Source organism: Pantoea dispersa (genome assembly GCF_035783935.1).
Taxonomy (GTDB): domain Bacteria; phylum Pseudomonadota; class Gammaproteobacteria; order Enterobacterales; family Enterobacteriaceae; genus Pantoea; species Pantoea dispersa_C.
Genome location: NZ_JALKOV010000008.1, coordinates 144,529 through 161,242 on the forward strand (window position 1 = coordinate 144,529; position 16,714 = coordinate 161,242).

Here is a 16,714-nt window from a genome sequence, read left to right on the forward strand (position 1 = left end):
TTGCACAACTTTACAGCATCACCACACCTGTTGTGCGATGTCGACAACCAGACGAATCTTCTGCCACTGCTGCGCTTCGGTCAGGCTGTTGCCCTCTTCCGTTGACGCAAAGCCGCACTGCGGGCTGAGGCAAATCTGGTCGAGGCTGACAAACTGCGCCGCTTCCTGCAGGCGCGCCTTCACCTGTGCAATGTCTTCCAGCTCGCCGGTTTTGGTGGTGATCAGCCCTAACACCACCTGCTGATGGCCCGGTTTGATGAAACGCAGCGGCTCAAAGCCACCGGAGCGCGCGTTATCGTACTCCAGGAAGAAAGCGTCGATGTTTACGCTGCCAAACAGAATTTCCGCCACCGGCTCGTAGCCGCCTTCCGAGATCCAGGTTGAGCGGAAGTTACCGCGGCACACGTGCAGGCCGACGGTGAGATCGGCCGGTTTACCTTCCAGCGCGCGATTCAGCACCTGCGCATAAATGCGCGCCAGCTGCTGCGGATCTTCACCGCGATCGCGGATTTGCTGCTGCTGCTCGCCGGAACACAGATACGCCCACACGGTGTCATCCAGCTGCAGATAGCGGCAGCCAGCGTCATAGAACGCCTGAATTGCATCTTTATAGGTCTGCGCCAGATCGGCGAAGTACTGTTCCAGATCCGGATACACCGTGGCATCAATCACTTTGCGCCCGCCGCGGAAGTGCAGCACGCTAGGGCTGGGAATGGTCATTTTCGCCACCGCATCGCCGGCCACGCTTTGCAGGAAGCGGAAATGGTCCAGCATCGGATGCTGCGGGTTAAAGGCGACTTTACCGGTGACCTTCACGCCATGCGCTTTGGTCTGCACGCCGTTGAACTGAATGCCCTGATCGGCTTCGAACAGCTCGACGCCGTGCAAATCGCCGAAGAAATCGAAGTGCCACCAGGCGCGGCGGAATTCACCGTCGGTCACCACCTGCAGACCGTTGGCGCGCTGCTGCTCCACCACCTGACGAATGGCGTCGTCTTCAACCTGACGCAGCTGGTCGGCGCTGATGGCACCACTGGCGAACTGTTCACGAGCCTGTTTAATGGCGGCGGGACGCAGAAAGCTGCCGACGGTATCGGCGCGGAACGGGGCGGTGTTGCGTTGCATATTCACTCCTGCACTGACACATAATTGCGTCAGGGTATAATTGCGTACGGTTATCTTTGGCCATCTGGATGGCTATATGTCCATAAGAGTGACATGCCGCCCCACCTGCGGCAATGGAAGAAAATTCAGGGGACGTGAAAAAAATTCATGATCGCGCGGCAGACCTTAATTCTGCTCAATGGCGGCGCGTGCCTGCGCCATCTGGCTGTCGGACAGCGGCAGATAGCCGGCCTCCGTGACGCGGCGCTGGCCCTGCGCGGAAAGCACCTGGTGCAGAAAGGCCGCGACCAGCGGCGGCAGCGGCTTGCCGGGCGCCTTATTGACGTAGATGTAAAGCGGGCGCGACCACGGATAGCGGCCGCTGCGGATCGATTCGGCATCCGGCAGCACGCTGTCGCCGCTGGCGGTGACAATCGGCAGGGTTTTCACGCCACTCAGATGAAAGCCGAAGCTGGCATAGCCGATGCTGTTTGGCGTGCTGGCGACTGCCTGCACCACCGCTGCTGAGCCGGGAAACTCCGCCACGTCAGCGCGGAAGTCACCGCGACACAGTGCCTGCTGCTTGAAGAAGCCCCAGGTGCCGGACGCGGAGTTACGGCCAAAGCGCTGAATACTGCGCGTTGCCCAGCTCGCCGCCTGCACGCCGAGATCGCCCCAGCGCTGCGGCACCTGCTGCGCACCGCACAGCCGGGTCACGGAGAACAGCGCGTCCAGCTGCGGCTGGCTGATGTGCGGCAGCGGATTGTCCTGATTGACCACCACTACCAGCGCATCCATCGCCACCGGCACCGCCAGCGGCGGATAGCCATAGCGCGCGATGAACAGCTGACGCTCATCCGCCTGCATCGGACGGCTCATGGCGCCAAGCTGAGCGGCGCCGGCGGCCAGCGCGGTCGGCGCGGTCGACGATCCCGCCGCCTGCACCTGCACGTTCACGCCCGGTGACTGACGGCTGAAGTCTTCGCCCCACAGCGTCATCAGATAGCCGAGCGTGTCCGAGCCCACGCTGCTCAGGTTGCCGGTCAGCATGGTTTGCTGTGCCGCCGCCAGCGCCGGGCACAGTAATAACAGAGAGAGCAGCAGCGATTTCATCACAGGGTCCGGTGGCGTTTACTGCGCCACATTCTCGCGGATTCCGTTCGCCACAATCAAGCGCGGCGGCAGCACGAAGCGGAAGCAGGTTTCCTGATGGGGCGTGCTGCTGATCTCCAGCCGCGTGGTGTGATGGCCGAGCGCGTGCTTCACGATTGCCAGCCCCAGCCCGCTGCCGCCGGTGGCGCGCGAGCGCGCTTTATCCACGCGGTAGAAGCGTTCGGTGAGGCGCGGCAGATGCTCTTCGCTGATGCCGGGTCCGTTGTCACACACTTTAAATTCGGCGCCCTGCTTCGTGCGCAGCCAGCTGATGTCGATGCGCGTGCCGTCCGGCGTGTGATTCACCGCGTTATACACCAGGTTGGAAATCGCGCTGCGCAGCTGTTCATCATTGCCGAACACTTTGAGGTGCGGGTCGGTGTGAAAATGGATGCTGTGACGGCCCTGGCTGAGGGTTTCCGCCTCGCGCTGTAACAGCAGCAGCATAGTCGGCACGTCCACCGTCTCTTTCAGATCGATGGCCGGTGCCGCTTCGATGCGCGACAGCGTCAGCAGCTGTTTCACCAGGCTGTCCATGCGCCGCGTCTGCTCCTGCATGGTGCTGAGCGCCTTGCTGCGGGTGCGCTCATTCATCCCGGCGTCGTCCATCATCTCCAGATAGCCCTGCAGTACCGTCAGCGGCGTGCGCAGCTCATGGCTGACATTGGCAAAGAAGTTGCGTCGCGCCCCTTCCAGCTGATGCATCTGGGTAACGTCACGCGCCACCATCAGCCACTGCCCTTCGCTGTAAGGCATGACGCGGAACTCCATTTGATGCTGATTATTGAGCACCAGCGTCAGCGGCTTATCGAAGTCGCGCTGGCGGATATAGCGGGAGAACTCAGGGTAGCGCAGCAGATTAAGGATGTTCTGGCCGTTGTCTTCCGGCCAGCGCAGCCCGAGATGCTGCTGGGCCAGGCCGTTACACCAGAAAATGGTGCCCTCTTCAGTGGTCAGCACCACCGCATCCGGCAGCGACTCAGCCCCGCTGCGAAAGCGTTTGATCAGATTGCCCAGCTCGCGCCGGCGGCGGCGATTGCGCAACTGCATCTGATACAGGCCATAAAACAGCGGTTCCCAGCTACCGCGCCCGGTGGGCGGCGTCATCGAACGGTCGACCCACAGCCAGTGCGACAGGCGCATCAGATTTTTGAAGTGCCAGAACAGCACGCCGCACACGGCCAGTAACAGCCACCACGGCAGATAGCCAACCAGCAGACCCAGCACCAGTGCAGGCAGACACACCAGCACCAGCTCGGTCAGTAATCTCTTCCAGGAGAGGCGTTCCAGCACGGTAAAAGACTCCGTTTAGTAGCGGGCAGAGAAACGATACCCTGTTCCGCGAACGGTTTGTACCATGCGATCGTGACCGGAAACTTCCAGTGCTTTACGTAAACGACGGATATGCACATCCACGGTGCGGTCTTCCACATACACGTTGGTGCCCCACACGTGATTCAGCAGCTGTTCACGGCTGTAAACGCGCTCCGGATGCGTCATAAAGAAGTGCAGCAGTTTGTACTCGGTTGGCCCCATTTCCAGCGGCGTGGTTTCAGACATCACGCGATGTGAGGAGGGATCGAGGCTCAGCCCCTGCATCTCAATCACTTCTTCCACCGCCATCGGCGAGATGCGGCGCATTACGGCTTTGATGCGCGCCATCAGCTCTTTGGGTGAGAACGGCTTGGTGATGTAATCATCCGCGCCCACTTCCAGCCCGCGCACGCGATCTTCCTCTTCGCCGCGCGCCGTCAGCATCATCACCGGAATATCGCGCGTCATGGCTTCACGCTTCAAATGTTTAATGAACTGGATGCCGCTGCCGCCGGGTAACATCCAGTCCAGCAGAATCAGGTCGGGCCAGGGTTCGATCAGCTTGCCAATCGCGCTGTCATAGTCTTCAGCCTCAATCGGCTGATAGTCGTTTTGTTCCAGCACGAAACATAACATTTCACGGATGGGAGCTTCGTCTTCCACAACCAAAATGCGCTTAGCCATTATTACTCCTGCGATTGTGACGGCATGTCACGGGGGTTTGCGGCGCCATTATGCGTCAGTTTTGTGACACTTTTATGAAAAACCCGCCTCATGATAATCAGATAAAAAGCGCAATTGTGACAACCGGTTTCGCTTTTTTTTCATTGCCTTGTTAAGCGGTTATACTGCCGCTTTGCGATAGCAGGCACGGAGCATTCATGCGCATTATTCACACCGCTGACTGGCATCTCGGTCAGTTCTTTTACAGCAAAAGCCGCGCCGCCGAGCACCAGCAATTCCTCGACTGGCTGCTGGCCGCGATTGTGCAGCATCAGGTGGATGCGCTGATCGTCGCCGGCGACCTGTTTGATACCGGTTCGCCGCCCAGCTACGCGCGCGAACTGTTTAACCGTTTCGTGGTGGCGCTGCAGCCCAGCGGCTGCCAGCTGATTGTGCTGGCCGGCAACCATGATTCGGTCGCCACGCTGAATGAATCGCGCGAACTGCTGGCCTGCCTCAATACCCGCGTGATCACCAGCGCCACGCCCGACGGCGAGCAGCAGGTGCTGACGCTGCAGCAGCGCGACGGCACGCCGGGTGCGCTGCTGTGCGCCATTCCCTATTTGCGTCCGCGCGATATTCTGCGCAGCCAGGCGGGTCAGTCCGGCCGCGAGAAGCAGCTGTCGTTGCTGCAGGCGATTGAGCAGCACTATCAGCACTGCTATGCCGCCGCCGTGGCGCAGCGCGAAGCCATGGGCAGCGCGCTGCCGATCATCGCCACCGGGCATCTCACCACCGTAGGCGTCAGCAAGAGTGATTCGGTGCGCGATATCTATATCGGCACGCTGGATGCCTTTCCGGCGCAGGCCTTCCCGCCAGCCGACTACATCGCGCTGGGTCATATCCATCGCGCCCAGCGTATCGCCGACAGCGATCACATCCGCTACAGCGGCTCGCCGATTGCGCTCAGTTTTGATGAGCTGGGGCGCGAGAAAAGCGTGTTTCTGCTGGAGTTCAGCACCCGGCTGGAGTCCGTCACACCGCTGGTTATTCCGTCATTCCAGCCGATGCAGATGCTGAAAGGCGCTATGGCGGAGATCGAACAGCAGCTGGCCGCGTTTCACGATTATCAGGGGGAACAGCCGGTGTGGCTGGACATCGAAATCACCACCCAGGAGTACCTGAGCGACCTGCAGCGCCGCATCGAACAGCTGACCGATGCGCTGCCGGTTGAAGTGCTGCTGGTGCGCCGCAGTCGCGATCAGCGCCAGCGCAGCCTGGCGCAGCTGGAGAACGAAACCCTGAGCGAACTGAAAGTCGAAGAGGTATTTGCGCGCCGGCTGGCACTGGAGGAACAGCTGGATAGCGTACAGTGTGCGCAGTTAACCCAGCTGTTTCGCAGCACGCTGGCGACGCTGGAGGATCCGGGCGCATGAAAATTCTGACGCTGCGTTTCAAAAACCTCAATGCGCTGCGCGGCGAGTGGTTTATCGATTTCCGCCGCGAGCCGTTTGCCAGCAACGGACTGTTTGCTATTACCGGTGCCACCGGCGCGGGCAAAACCACGCTGCTCGATGCCATCTGCCTGGCGCTCTATCACCAGACGCCGCGCCTTGGCGGGCTGTCGCAGAGCGAAAACCAGCTGATGACGCGCGACACCGCTGAGTGCCTCGCCGAAGTGGAGTTCGAAATCAAAGGGGAAGCCTGGCGCGCCTTCTGGAGCCAGAACCGCGCACGCGGCCTGGCGGAAGGCAAACTGCAGGCACCGCGCGTCGAACTGGCGCGCGTGGCGGACAACCAGATTGTCGCCGATAAAGTGGGCGATAAGCTGAAAACCATTGAAACCCTGTCGGGGCTCGATTTTGCCCGCTTTACCCGTTCCATGATGCTGTCGCAGGGGCAGTTTGCCGCCTTCCTCAACGCGAAGCCCGGCGAGCGCGCCGAACTGCTGGAGGAGCTAACCGGCACCGAAATCTACGGTCACATCTCCATGCAGATCTACGAGCGCTGGCGCACGGCGCGTGCGGCACTCGACACGCTGCGCGCCCGCGCGGGCGCAGTGCTGCTGCTTGATGACGCACGCCGTGCCGAACTGGCGCAGCAGCTGGACCAGCTCACCCGCACCGAACAGGATCTGAGCGAGCAGCTGGCACAGGCCCAGCAGCAGCAGCAGTGGCTGACGCAGCAGCAGCAGCTCCACGCGGAGCAGCAGCAGGCGCAGCAGGCGTTGCAGACTGCCGCCAGCGCCTGGCAGCAGGCGGAAGGCGACCGCCAGCGGCTGGCGCGTGCCGAACCGGCGGAGAAACTGCGTGACAAACTGCAGCAGCGCGAGCAGCTGCAGCGCGACCAGCAGGCACTGGCGCAGCAGGCACAGCAGTTACAGCAGCAACAGCAGCAGGCGCAAGTCGCGCTGCAGCAGGGCGAAAGCCATTATCAGGCCGCACAGCAGGCGCGTGAACGCGCGCTGGCCGACCAGCAGCAGCTGGAAACGCTGATGGTCGAGCAGGTGATTCCGCTCGACCAGCAGATCGCCAGCCGTGCACAGCAGCTTGAGCAGCAGCAGGCACAGCTGAGCGCGCAGCAAAAAGCGCTGCAGCTCAGTCAGCAGGCGCTGGACCAGCATCAGCAGGAGAGTGAACGCTTACAACAGCAGCTGGCGCAGCAGCAGGCGTTGCGTGAAAGTGAAGCCGCCGTTGCTCACTGGGGCGGCGAGCTGGCGCGCTGGCAGGCTGAACTCGCCCGCATTGAAGAGCGCGAGCAGACGCTGACGCAGCTCAGTGCGCAGCGGCAACAGCAACAAAACCAGCTGGAACAGCAGCAGCAGGCGCTGCAGGCGCGCGAGCAGGCGGCACAGCCGCTGCAACAGGCAGAAACCGCGGCGCAGCAGCAGCGTCAGCAGGCAGAGCAGGTGCTGACTTCGCTTGAAGCGGAGATCGCCAGCCCGGCGCTGCGTACGGCGCTGGCACAGCATCAGCATCAGCGCGGCATACGCCAGCAGCTCAGCCTGCTGGCGGCTCAGTGGCAAACGCTCCAGCCGCAGCGCCAGCAGCGCCAGCTTAAATTGCAGCAGTTACAGCAGCATGCTGCGCAGGAAGCGCTGGCGTTGCAGCAGCTGCGCGAGGAGTACAAACGCGAGCATCAGACGCTGCTGGACGTGCGTCGCCTGTGTGAACTGGAGCGCACCATCATTCAGCTGGCCGATGAACGGGCGAAGCTGCAGCCGGAACAGCCCTGTCCGCTGTGCGGCTCCTGCCAGCATCCGGCCATCGACCGCTATCAGCAGTTGCAGCCGGATGAAAACCAGCAGCGGCTGGCGGCGCTGGAAACGCACGTGGCGCAGCTCAGGGAGGCCGGCACCGCCCGGGGCGAACTGCATAAACTGGCGCAGCAGCAACAGCTGGCGCTGCAACAGGAAATCGCCGATCTTGACCAGCAGATCGCCGCCGCCAGCGAGCGCTGGCAGGCGCTGTGCGGTGAGCTGGCGCTTACCTTCCGCGCTGAACAGCACGCAGAATTCAGCGCCTGGCTGCAGCAGCAGGACGCGCTCGAAGCCCGCCAGCAGCAGCAGTTGCAGGCGCGCGAGCAGGCGGCCGCAGCCCTGCAGCAGGCCAAAGACGCGCACCTGCTGCAGCAGCAGCGCTGGCAGCAGCATCTGCAGCAGCAACAGCTGGCGCAGCAGCAGCTCACCAGCGCCCGACAGCAGCGCGATGAGCTCGACCAGCGCATCAGCGGTGAACGTCAGGCGTGTCAGCAGCAATTGCAGCAGCTGGAACAGCAGCTGGCTGCTCATCAGCTTAGCCTGCCCGCCGCGCCCGAGCGCGCCGGCTGGCTGCAAACGCTGCAGCAGCGCTGGCAGCAGTGGCAGGAAAGTGAGCGGTTACTTGCGGAACTGCAGCCGCAGCTGGCGAAAATGGAAAGCGAAGGCAGCAGCCTGCAGCACAACCTGGCGCGTGAACAGCAGCTGGTCGCCAGTTTGCAGCAGGCCCTTAACCACCTGCAGCAGCAGCAGCAGGACCAGCAGCAGCAGCGCCAGCAGCTGTTTGGCGACCGCCGCGTGGCAGAGGCGCGTCAGCAGCAGCACGCCGCGCTGCAACAGCATGAACAGACGCTGGCGCAGCAACTGCAGCGCTGGCAGCAGGCGCAAAGCCAGCTGCACGGCCTGCAGGGGCAGTATGAACAGATTGTCAGTCAGCAGCAGACGCTGGCGCAGCGCGCGGCCGACGCCGAAAGCGCCTTCCGGCAGGCGCTGCTGCACAGTGACTTTGCTGACGAAAGCGCCCTGCGCGCCGCGCTGCTGGCGGAAGCGGAGGTGCAGACGCTGCGCCAGCAGCTGCACACGCTGGAGCAGCAGCATCAGCAGCACATCGCCCTGCACGCCCGCCTGACGCAGCGGCTGAGCGATCACCAGCAGCAGCGCCCGGCCGCGCTCAGCGATGCCGATGCAGACTCCATTGCTGCCCGGCTGGAGCAACTGCGCGTGGCGCTGCGAGACAACGCCCGTCAGCAGGGCGAAGCGCAGCAGCAGTTGCACAGCGATGCGCAGCAGCGTCAGCAGCAGCAAACGCTGCTGGCGCAGATCGCCGCTGACGACGCTGAGCTGGCGCAGCTGAGCCGCCTCAACGATCTGATCGGGTCAGCCAAAGGCGACAAGTTCCGCCGCTTTGCTCAGGGCTTAACCCTCGATCATCTGGTGTGGCTGGCTAACCGCCAGCTCGATCGCCTGCACGGTCGCTATCTGTTGCAGCGCCGCGTCAGCGATGAGCTGGAGCTGGAAGTGGTGGATACCTGGCAGGCTGACGCCACGCGCGACACGCGCACGCTATCCGGCGGCGAGAGCTTCCTCGTCAGCCTCGCGCTGGCGCTGGCGCTGTCCGATTTGGTCAGCCACAAAACGCGCATCGAATCGCTGTTTCTCGACGAAGGCTTCGGCACGCTGGATGCCGAAACGCTGGATACCGCGCTGGACGCGCTGGATGCGCTCAACGCCAGCGGGAAAACCATCGGCGTGATCAGCCACGTGGAAGCGATGAAAGAGCGCATCCCGGTGCAGATCCGGGTGCGTAAAATGAACGGGCTCGGCTACAGCAAACTGGAGCTGCCGGGCGAGTAATAAGTGAAGTGGCGCGGCGATCGGCCGATCGCCGCGCCAGCGAACTTAACGCGTAACCGGCGCTTTGTAGCGCGGACCGGCCAGCAGACCACCCTGCTCGTTCTGCGCTAACAGACGTGCGCTGGTGACACCGGCAATGGTGTGCGCTTTGTCGCCCACGTTGCTGGCGATCTGTTTGATCGCCGCCGACACCAGCATGCCGATAATGCCGCCGTTGTTATTGTTGCTGTTCTCAGAATCATTGGCGGTGGCCATGCCCTGCCACAGCTCTTTACCGCTACGCAGATCGACCAGACGGGCAGTGGCCGAGACCGTGGTCACCGAATCAACCACCAGATAGCTGCTGCCGTAATCGGTAATCGAAATGTACAGTGCGCTATCTGCGTTGAAGATGTCATGCAAGCGCTTCGTGCTCACCGCCTGAATTTCGTGGCCGTTGCTCAGGCCGTTTTGCTGGAAGGTCTCTTCCACCACCGCCACCGGGAACACGTAGTAGCCCGCTTCCGCCAGCGGCTGTGTCACCAGCGAGGTGAAGCTGTGCGATGCGTTGATATCCGGCGCACGGTTATCGGCAGGCAGCACCAGAATTGACGCCGGCTTACTGGCGCGGAAGGCGCTGTAGTCATACGGTTTCTTATTCTGGGCACAGCCGGTCAGCAGCAGCGCCGCGAATACGCCGCACACGGCAATCAGTTTTTTCATTGGTTCACTCCTTTTTTCTTCATCAGAAAGTCCATGTACGGGGCCGATTCCGGAAACAGCTGCTTTTCAAGGGCGAACTGGCTGAAGGCTTTATCGGTGTTGCCATTTTTGGCGTACAGCAGGCCCAGCTGGGCGTGCACACCGGGTGCCACCGGCTTGTTCACCGCTTTGGCTTTTTCGATGTCCAGGTTCAGCGCATCAATCTGCTTCTGCGGATCGCTGTCTTTCTGGTAATAGCTGTACACCTGCTGCTGGTAATCACCCCAGTAGTAGATCGGCTCCGGTCCTTTTGGCGCACAGCCGGCCAGCACGCCTGCCGCGATCAGCGCGGCGCTCAGTGGCAGTAATTTCATCGTCAATATCCTTATTTTACCGGGCGCCATGCGCCGTTATTGATGCCATCCACCAGGTGGTCGACCGCTTCACGGATCGCCAGCTCCATCACTTTGCCGTTCAGGGTGGAGTCGTAGCTGGCGGTGCCGCCAAAGCCGATCACTTCGCGCGCTGACAGCTGGTATTCACCCGCGCCCTGCACGCTGTACACCACTTCGGAAGTGGTCACATCCACTACATTCAGGTTCACTTTGGCGTAAGCGATCTGGCTTTTACCGCGCCCGAGGATGCCCCACAGCTGCTGATCGCCCACTTCTTTGCGACCGAACTCGGTGATGTCACCGGTGATGATGTAGTTAGCGCCCTTGATGTTCTGCTGGCTGTGTTTGAAGTCGGCTTCCTGCTGCAGCTCTTTCAGGTTGCTGCGATCCAGCACGTTGAAGCGATTGGTCTGCTGCAGGTGCGTAATCAGAATGGTTTTGGATTGGTTACCCAGACGATCAACACCGTCGGAGAAAATCCCATTCATGTATGACGAACGGTTATCAAACTGACCGACCGCGATAGGGCTGCGTACACCCTGATAAGCCGGCTGGCTCGCGGCGCGAACCTGGGGGGCGTCGATAGCGCGCGACGATTCAGTGGCACAGCCACTGAGCAGCGCGGCGCTTAACAGGGAGAGTGCCGCAAAGGCATATTTCTTCTGCATTTCTGGTCCATGAATAAAGGAAGGGATAACACCGCCACCGGGCGGCAAATTCTGGTTATGCCGACAGTCAGAGTAATGCCATAGCATTCCCTGCTGCGGTCTGTAGACTGTCGGCAGCAGTGCCGGGAACCTTTAGCAAAAATGCAGGCTTATTAATGAATTTAATTAATCGATTGGCGAGACTATCAGGTGGGTTAGCGTTAACGGTGGTGCTCAGCGCCTGTCAGCAAACCCCTGCACCGGCCCCCCATCTGGCTAACCAGTGCCAGCCGCAGGGCGATGCACACAGTGCCGCCTGTCAGTGGAGCGAAGCGCTGCAGCAGAAGCTTAATAAGCAGTTTCAGGATGCGGCGCGCTATGCCGGCCAACACTGCTGGGTGCGGCTGGAGTGGCAGAACAGCGGACGCTTCGCGGTGACGCAGACGCAGGGCGACGAAGCACTGTGTTTGCGCGCCTGGCAGTTGATTGGTCAGTCACGCGGCTTACCGCCACCGCCGCAGCGCGACCAGCCGGCGTGGTTTGGCTTTGCGCCTACCCGGCCTGGCTTGCCAGCCCATCCTGGCGCCACTGGCGCGGGCTGATGCCGAACCAGCGGCGGAAAGCGCGGGAAAAGGCGCTGACCTCAGAATAGCCGAGCAGCAGCGCCATCTCCGAGATGGGCAGCTGCTTCTGCTGCAGGTAATGGGTGGCCATTTCGCAGCGCACCTTGTCCACCAGCGCACTAAAACTGATGCCCTCTTCACGCAGACGCCGCTGCAGCGACCAGCTCGACAGCCCCATTTTGCCGGCAACCTCTTCCAGCACCGGTTCGCCCTGAATCAGCGTCAGACTGACCTGCGAACGCGCCAGTTCGACCACGCTTTGCATGCTGGCGCAGCTGTTAAGGCGACGAATCGCATCCTGCATCACCATCAGCAGCATCGCATCCTGCTCCGGCATGGCGCGCTGCAGGTCGCGTTTGGCGATCAGCAGCGAGTTAAACGGCTGATCGAACCAGACCGGCGCATCAAACACTTTGCAGTGCTCGTGCCACTGCTCCGGACGCGGATGTTCAAAGTGCACCTCGCGCGGTGCCCAGTTTTTCCCCGCCACGTGGCGAATCAGGTTGAGGAACATGCCGAGCGTCAGCTCCGCATCCTGACGCCGCGCCAGGATCGCTCCGTGGCGCACCTGATAATCAAGCCGCCAGCAGTCGCCCTTGTCGACCAGCCGCGTCAGCGTATCGTGCTGGTGCCACGGAAACGCGTTCACCACATTGTGCAGCGCCTGCTCCAGCGTCGGTGAGCACAGCCCGATGTAGCCAATTAACCCTAATGACTGCGGTTTGAACTGCCTGCCGTAATGCAAACCGAAGTTATCAAAGCCGGAGTGGCGCGCCGCTTCTTCCATCACGCGGCAATAGTTGACCAGCCCGAGACTGAGCGTCGGGCTGGCCAGCAGTTCGGAATCGATGCCACTGATGCCAAAGATGCGATCGACATCGCCGCCTTTGTCAGTAATGAAGGCGCTCAGACCGGTCGCCGCCGCGGCCAGAACGCCACGGTTGCTGGCCGGCGTGGCCAGCGCGCTGAAGGCATCAGCAGCAGAGATGAGTGATTGCATGGGAACCTCTCAGGGATCGCGCGGATAACAGAATGAAGGGATCCAGCAATTTTCATACCAGCGTCACCGCGCCCGCGTAAGCGCCTGTAACCGCCGGCGCGCGCTATCTGCAGGCACCCAATCAGCACATCAGCGCGCGCCGCTGCCCTGTGCTGGTGCAGCTCACGCGCCAACCGGCAGCTGGCTGCTCTCAAGATAGCGACGGCACAGGCGCACCGAGTGGCTGGCCCAGTGTGGCCCGAGGCTGAGCGCCATCTCGGTATCAGCGTGCGTGCCCATCCACGCCGTCATCTGAATACGACGCTGAATCAGCAGCGTCGGCACCAGCGCCATCTCGGCATCGCTGATGTGTGCCACACGCTCATAGCCGAGGATCCAGTTATCCACCCATTCCGCCGCCCGTGGATGGTGCTCGACGAAACTGATCGCGGCCGCCAGATCGTGCAGATACCAGCCCATGCCGCAGTCATCGAAGTCGATCACCCGGGTTTCGCCTTTGTGCAGCAGCAGGTTAGTCAGGCGCAGATCGGCGTGGATCAGGCCGTAGCGATCGCTCTGTTTGCCAAACTCCGCCAGCGCCAGCCCGGCGCGATCCACCGCCGCTGCGATAATGCCGTGATCGGCCGGATCGAGATGGGGCGCATCCTGCCAGCGGCCCCAGTGGCTGTGCTCGCTGACCATGGTGTGGTGATCCCAGATAATGCGCTGAAAACCCGCGGGTTTCTGCCAGCTGCGACTGTGCTGATGCAGGCGCGCAGTGATGGTACCGAGCTGCTGAAAGGCTTTGGGATCGACGTCGGTGGTCGGCATCTCGCCGTCAATCCAGTGGAACAGCACCGCGTGACGCGTGCTGCCGTCCGCCAGCGTCAGCGTCAGCACGCTTTCGCCGTCGCGCGCCGGAATGGCCTCTGGCACCATGATGCCGGTTTCACGCAGCGCATCGAGCCACATCAGCTCACTGAGAATGTCCGCTTTGCTGTGGTAATCCGGACGGTGCAGGCGCAGCGCATAGCGTTTGCCGCCGGCACGCAGCAGAAAGGTGGCGTTCTCCGAACGGCACAGCAGCTGCAGTTCACCGTGCAGCGCAGCGGGATAGCAGGCCAGCGCGCGCTGCGCCAGCAGGGTGATCTCGGCATCGGTCAGGGTTTCGGCTTGTTTGGCGCTCATTCATCACTCTCCAGCATCAGTCTCGTTAAGCAAGTGTTATCAGCATGGGATGAGGTCGTCCTGACTGCCTGACCGCAGAACAGCAAAAGTTGACCGCAGCGTGCAGCCGCCGCTTTTTTTGCTGGCGAGTTGACCGTGGAGGACAAAACTCACTGCGCCTGCGTCAAGTTTTCCCGTCTCGGGCAGCGGCATTATCCCTTCACTGTAGCGCAAACCCACAATAGCGCGGTGCCAACGCCGCACAACAAGCATGACGGGGAGATGAAGATGACAGGCAAACTTAAACCCACGCTGGGCACCCTGCATTTATGGGGGATTGCGGTTGGTCTGGTGATTTCCGGCGAGTATTTCGGCTGGAGTTATGGCTGGGGCGTCGCCGGGACGCTGGGATTCCTGATAACCACCGCACTGATCGCCACGCTCTATACCTGCTTTATTTTTAGCTTTACCGAACTGACCACGGCAATTCCGCACGCCGGCGGTCCGTTCGCCTACAGCCGCCGGGCGTTTGGCGAGACTGGTGGCCTGATTGCCGGTCTGGCGACGCTGATTGAGTTCGTGTTCGCGCCGCCGGCCATCGCTATGGCGATTGGCGCCTACCTCAACGTGCAGTATCCCAATCTCAACCCGAAAACCGCGGCGGTCGGCGCGTATCTGCTGTTTATGGGGCTGAATATTCTCGGTGTGAAGCTGGCCGCGATGTTCGAACTGGTGGTGACGGTGCTGGCGGTGCTGGAACTGCTGGTGTTCATGGGTGTGGTGTCGCCAGGTTTCAGCGTCGCGAACTTTGCCGCCAACGGCTGGGCCGGCAGCGATCATTTTGGCATGCCTGCGCTGTCCGGCATCTTTGCCGCCATTCCGTTCGCTATCTGGTTCTTCCTCGCCATTGAAGGCGCGGCGATGGCGGCCGAAGAGGCCAAAGATCCCAAACGCACCATCCCGAAAGCCTACATCAGCGGCATTCTCACCCTGGTGGTGCTGGCGATTGGCGTGATGCTGCTGGCTGGCGGCGCGGGCGACTGGCGCAAGCTGTCGGACATCAACGATCCGCTGCCGCAGGCGATGAAGATGATTGTCGGCGAGCACTCTAACTGGATGCATATGCTGGTGTGGATCGGCCTGTTTGGCCTGGTTGCCAGCTTCCACGGCATCATCCTTGGCTATTCGCGCCAGTTCTTTGCCCTCGCCCGCGCCGGCTATCTGCCGCCCAGCCTGGCGAAACTGTCACGCTTCCAGACGCCGCACCGGGCGATTATCGCCGGGGGTGCCATCGGTATCGCCGCCATTTACAGCGACGGGCTGATTAATCTGCAGGGCATGACGCTGACGGCGGCGATGATCACCATGGCGGTGTTCGGCGCGATTGTGATGTACCTGATGAGTATGCTGAGCCTGTTTAAGCTACGTCGCAGCGCACCGGATCTGGAGCGCAGCTTCCGCGCGCCAGGCTACCCGCTGGTGCCGGGCATTGCGCTGGTGCTGTCGCTGGTGTGCCTGGTGGCGATGCTGTGGTTCAATCCGGTAATCGGCGGACTGTTTATAGCGATTATGGCGCTCGGCTACGTTTACTTCCTCGCCACCAAAGCCCAGCGCGCACGCGCACCGCAGGATTCCATGCTGGTCGGCGAGTAACAAACGCATTGCCCCTGTCCTTCAGGCAACGGATGCGGGTACACAGAGCCCTCTGTGTACCCGCGCTTTTCTGCCACTCGCGATAACTCCCTCCCACCACAGCACCGCTCAGGCCTTGCTGCTGTGATACCTTTTTTGCATGACGAAAAAGACAATTCATTACGCGTAATCGGGGTGCAACAATCAAAAAACCAGACAAAGGAGCCACTATGCACACCCGACATTTATCGCAAACCCTCGCTGTCAGTTCGATCGGCTATGGTGCCATGGGACTGAGTGAATTTTATGGGCAGACCGACGACACCGCTTCACTGCAGCTGTTGCACGCGCTTATCGACCTGAACATCACCTTTATCGACACCGCGGATATGTACGGCCGGGGCCATAATGAGCGGCTGATCGGCCACTTTCTTGCCGGACTGGATAACGCCACGCGCAAGCAGTTTAACATTGCCACCAAGTGCGGAATCGATCGCCCTGCTGACCAGGCTTATGCCCGGACGATTAACAACCAGCCCGACTACATCACCCGCAGCTGTAATGAATCGCTTCAAAGGCTTGGCGTTGAGCGCATCGATCTGTTCTATCTGCACCGCGTGAGCCAGACAACGCCGATTGAAGAGAGCATGGAATGCCTGAGCGGCCTCGTTAAAGCGGGTAAGATCAACCACATTGGACTGTGTGAGGTTTCTGCGTCAACCCTGCGTCGGGCCCATGCCATCCACCCGCTCACTGCCCTGCAAACCGAATATTCACTGTGGACGCGCGATATCGAAGCTGAGATTCTGCCGGCGGTGAAAGAGCTGGGTATAGGTTTAGTTCCCTACTCTCCGCTGGGCAGAGGTTTTCTGACCGGAAAGTATCGTCATAACAGCGACTTCGCTGAGGGTGATTTCCGCAAAAATAATCAACGCTTCAGCCAGTCCAGTCTCGATCACAACGCCCAGCTTCTTGACGCGGTGCACCCGCTCGCTGAAAAGTACAGCTGCACGCCAGGGCAGATTGCGCTGGCCTGGCTGCTGGCGCAGTACGACAAGCTGATCCCCATTCCGGGGACGAAACAGACCCGTTATCTGGCGGAAAATGCGCAGGCCGCCGATATCGTGCTGGAGCAGGCAGATATCGCCTTACTGAACGCTATCCCCCAGCATATTGAGATCAGGGGCGAGCGCTATTCTCAGGAAGGGATGAAAAGCATTAATGCCTGAAGCCCTGGCCGGGTAACG

The 16,714-nt window shown here is 61.2% G+C and carries 14 protein-coding genes; 5 read left to right on the forward strand and 9 right to left on the reverse strand.

What is annotated here, in order from left to right; all coding sequences use genetic code 11:
- Positions 1–18 precede the first annotated feature (18 nt).
- The 4 genes from MXF20_RS16300 to phoB all read right to left on the reverse strand — a co-directional run bounded on the left by MXF20_RS16300 (position 19) and on the right by phoB (position 4,254).
- On the reverse strand, positions 19–1,125 hold the full coding sequence (locus tag MXF20_RS16300; RefSeq protein WP_325970308.1) for a cobalamin-independent methionine synthase II family protein: 1,107 nt from the start codon (positions 1,123–1,125) through the stop codon (positions 19–21).
- A 165-nt stretch (positions 1,126–1,290) separates the two neighbouring features.
- Positions 1,291–2,217, reverse strand: a complete 927-nt coding sequence (locus MXF20_RS16305) for a PstS family phosphate ABC transporter substrate-binding protein (RefSeq protein ID WP_325970309.1) — start codon at positions 2,215–2,217, stop codon at positions 1,291–1,293.
- An 18-nt stretch (positions 2,218–2,235) separates the two neighbouring features.
- Entirely contained in the window at positions 2,236–3,549 is a 1,314-nt protein-coding gene (gene phoR / locus MXF20_RS16310) for a phosphate regulon sensor histidine kinase PhoR (protein WP_325970310.1), read from the reverse strand.
- 15 nt (positions 3,550–3,564) lie between these two features.
- Positions 3,565–4,254 carry a phosphate response regulator transcription factor PhoB gene (gene phoB / locus MXF20_RS16315; RefSeq protein WP_021507143.1) on the reverse strand — a complete coding sequence of 230 codons (690 nt, stop codon included), beginning with the start codon at positions 4,252–4,254 and terminating at the stop codon, positions 3,565–3,567.
- A 197-nt stretch (positions 4,255–4,451) separates the two neighbouring features.
- Here phoB and sbcD point away from each other — a divergent pair, with 197 nt between their 5' ends.
- Both sbcD and MXF20_RS16325 read left to right on the forward strand, forming a co-directional pair.
- On the forward strand, positions 4,452–5,669 hold the full coding sequence (gene sbcD, locus MXF20_RS16320; RefSeq protein ID WP_325970311.1) for an exonuclease subunit SbcD: 1,218 nt from the start codon (positions 4,452–4,454) through the stop codon (positions 5,667–5,669).
- Entirely contained in the window at positions 5,666–9,343 is a 3,678-nt protein-coding gene (locus MXF20_RS16325) for an AAA family ATPase (RefSeq protein ID WP_325970312.1), read from the forward strand. The genes sbcD and MXF20_RS16325 overlap by 4 nt, the downstream gene beginning before the upstream one ends.
- 45 nt (positions 9,344–9,388) lie before the next feature.
- Here the strand turns inward: MXF20_RS16325 and MXF20_RS16330 are convergent, their stop codons facing one another.
- The 3 genes from MXF20_RS16330 to MXF20_RS16340 are packed head-to-tail and all read right to left on the reverse strand — an operon-like array spanning position 9,389 to position 11,087.
- Positions 9,389–10,045: a DUF799 domain-containing protein gene (locus tag MXF20_RS16330; protein WP_325970313.1), complete on the reverse strand. Its 657-nt coding sequence runs from the start codon at positions 10,043–10,045 to the stop codon at positions 9,389–9,391.
- Positions 10,042–10,398, reverse strand: coding sequence for a DUF4810 domain-containing protein (locus MXF20_RS16335; protein ID WP_325970314.1), 357 nt, complete (start codon positions 10,396–10,398; stop codon positions 10,042–10,044). Before MXF20_RS16335 ends, MXF20_RS16330 begins: the two co-directional genes overlap by 4 nt.
- Before the next feature lie 11 nt (positions 10,399–10,409).
- Positions 10,410–11,087 (reverse strand): CsgG/HfaB family protein, encoded by a 678-nt coding sequence (locus tag MXF20_RS16340; RefSeq protein ID WP_325970315.1) that lies wholly within the window; start codon positions 11,085–11,087, stop codon positions 10,410–10,412.
- 173 nt (positions 11,088–11,260) lie between these two features.
- Here MXF20_RS16340 and MXF20_RS16345 point away from each other — a divergent pair, with 173 nt between their 5' ends.
- The gene (locus tag MXF20_RS16345) at positions 11,261–11,668 is read left to right on the forward strand and encodes a cell envelope integrity TolA C-terminal domain-containing protein (protein WP_325970316.1); all 408 of its coding nucleotides are present in this window, start codon (positions 11,261–11,263) and stop codon (positions 11,666–11,668) included.
- Here the strand turns inward: MXF20_RS16345 and MXF20_RS16350 are convergent.
- Positions 11,619–12,689 (reverse strand): AraC family transcriptional regulator, encoded by a 1,071-nt coding sequence (locus MXF20_RS16350; protein WP_325970317.1) that lies wholly within the window; start codon positions 12,687–12,689, stop codon positions 11,619–11,621. The genes MXF20_RS16345 and MXF20_RS16350 overlap by 50 nt on opposite strands.
- Positions 12,690–12,851: 162 nt before the next feature.
- The gene (locus tag MXF20_RS16355) at positions 12,852–13,856 is read right to left on the reverse strand and encodes a phosphotransferase enzyme family protein (protein WP_325970318.1); all 1,005 of its coding nucleotides are present in this window, start codon (positions 13,854–13,856) and stop codon (positions 12,852–12,854) included.
- A 267-nt stretch (positions 13,857–14,123) separates the two neighbouring features.
- On the opposite strand from MXF20_RS16355, the gene eat reads away from it, so the two are divergent.
- Positions 14,124–15,488 carry an ethanolamine permease gene (gene eat / locus MXF20_RS16360; RefSeq protein WP_325970319.1) on the forward strand — a complete coding sequence of 455 codons (1,365 nt, stop codon included), beginning with the start codon at positions 14,124–14,126 and terminating at the stop codon, positions 15,486–15,488.
- A gap of 209 nt (positions 15,489–15,697) precedes the next feature.
- On the forward strand, positions 15,698–16,696 hold the full coding sequence (locus tag MXF20_RS16365) for an aldo/keto reductase (protein WP_325970320.1): 999 nt from the start codon (positions 15,698–15,700) through the stop codon (positions 16,694–16,696).
- Positions 16,697–16,714 lie beyond the last annotated feature (18 nt).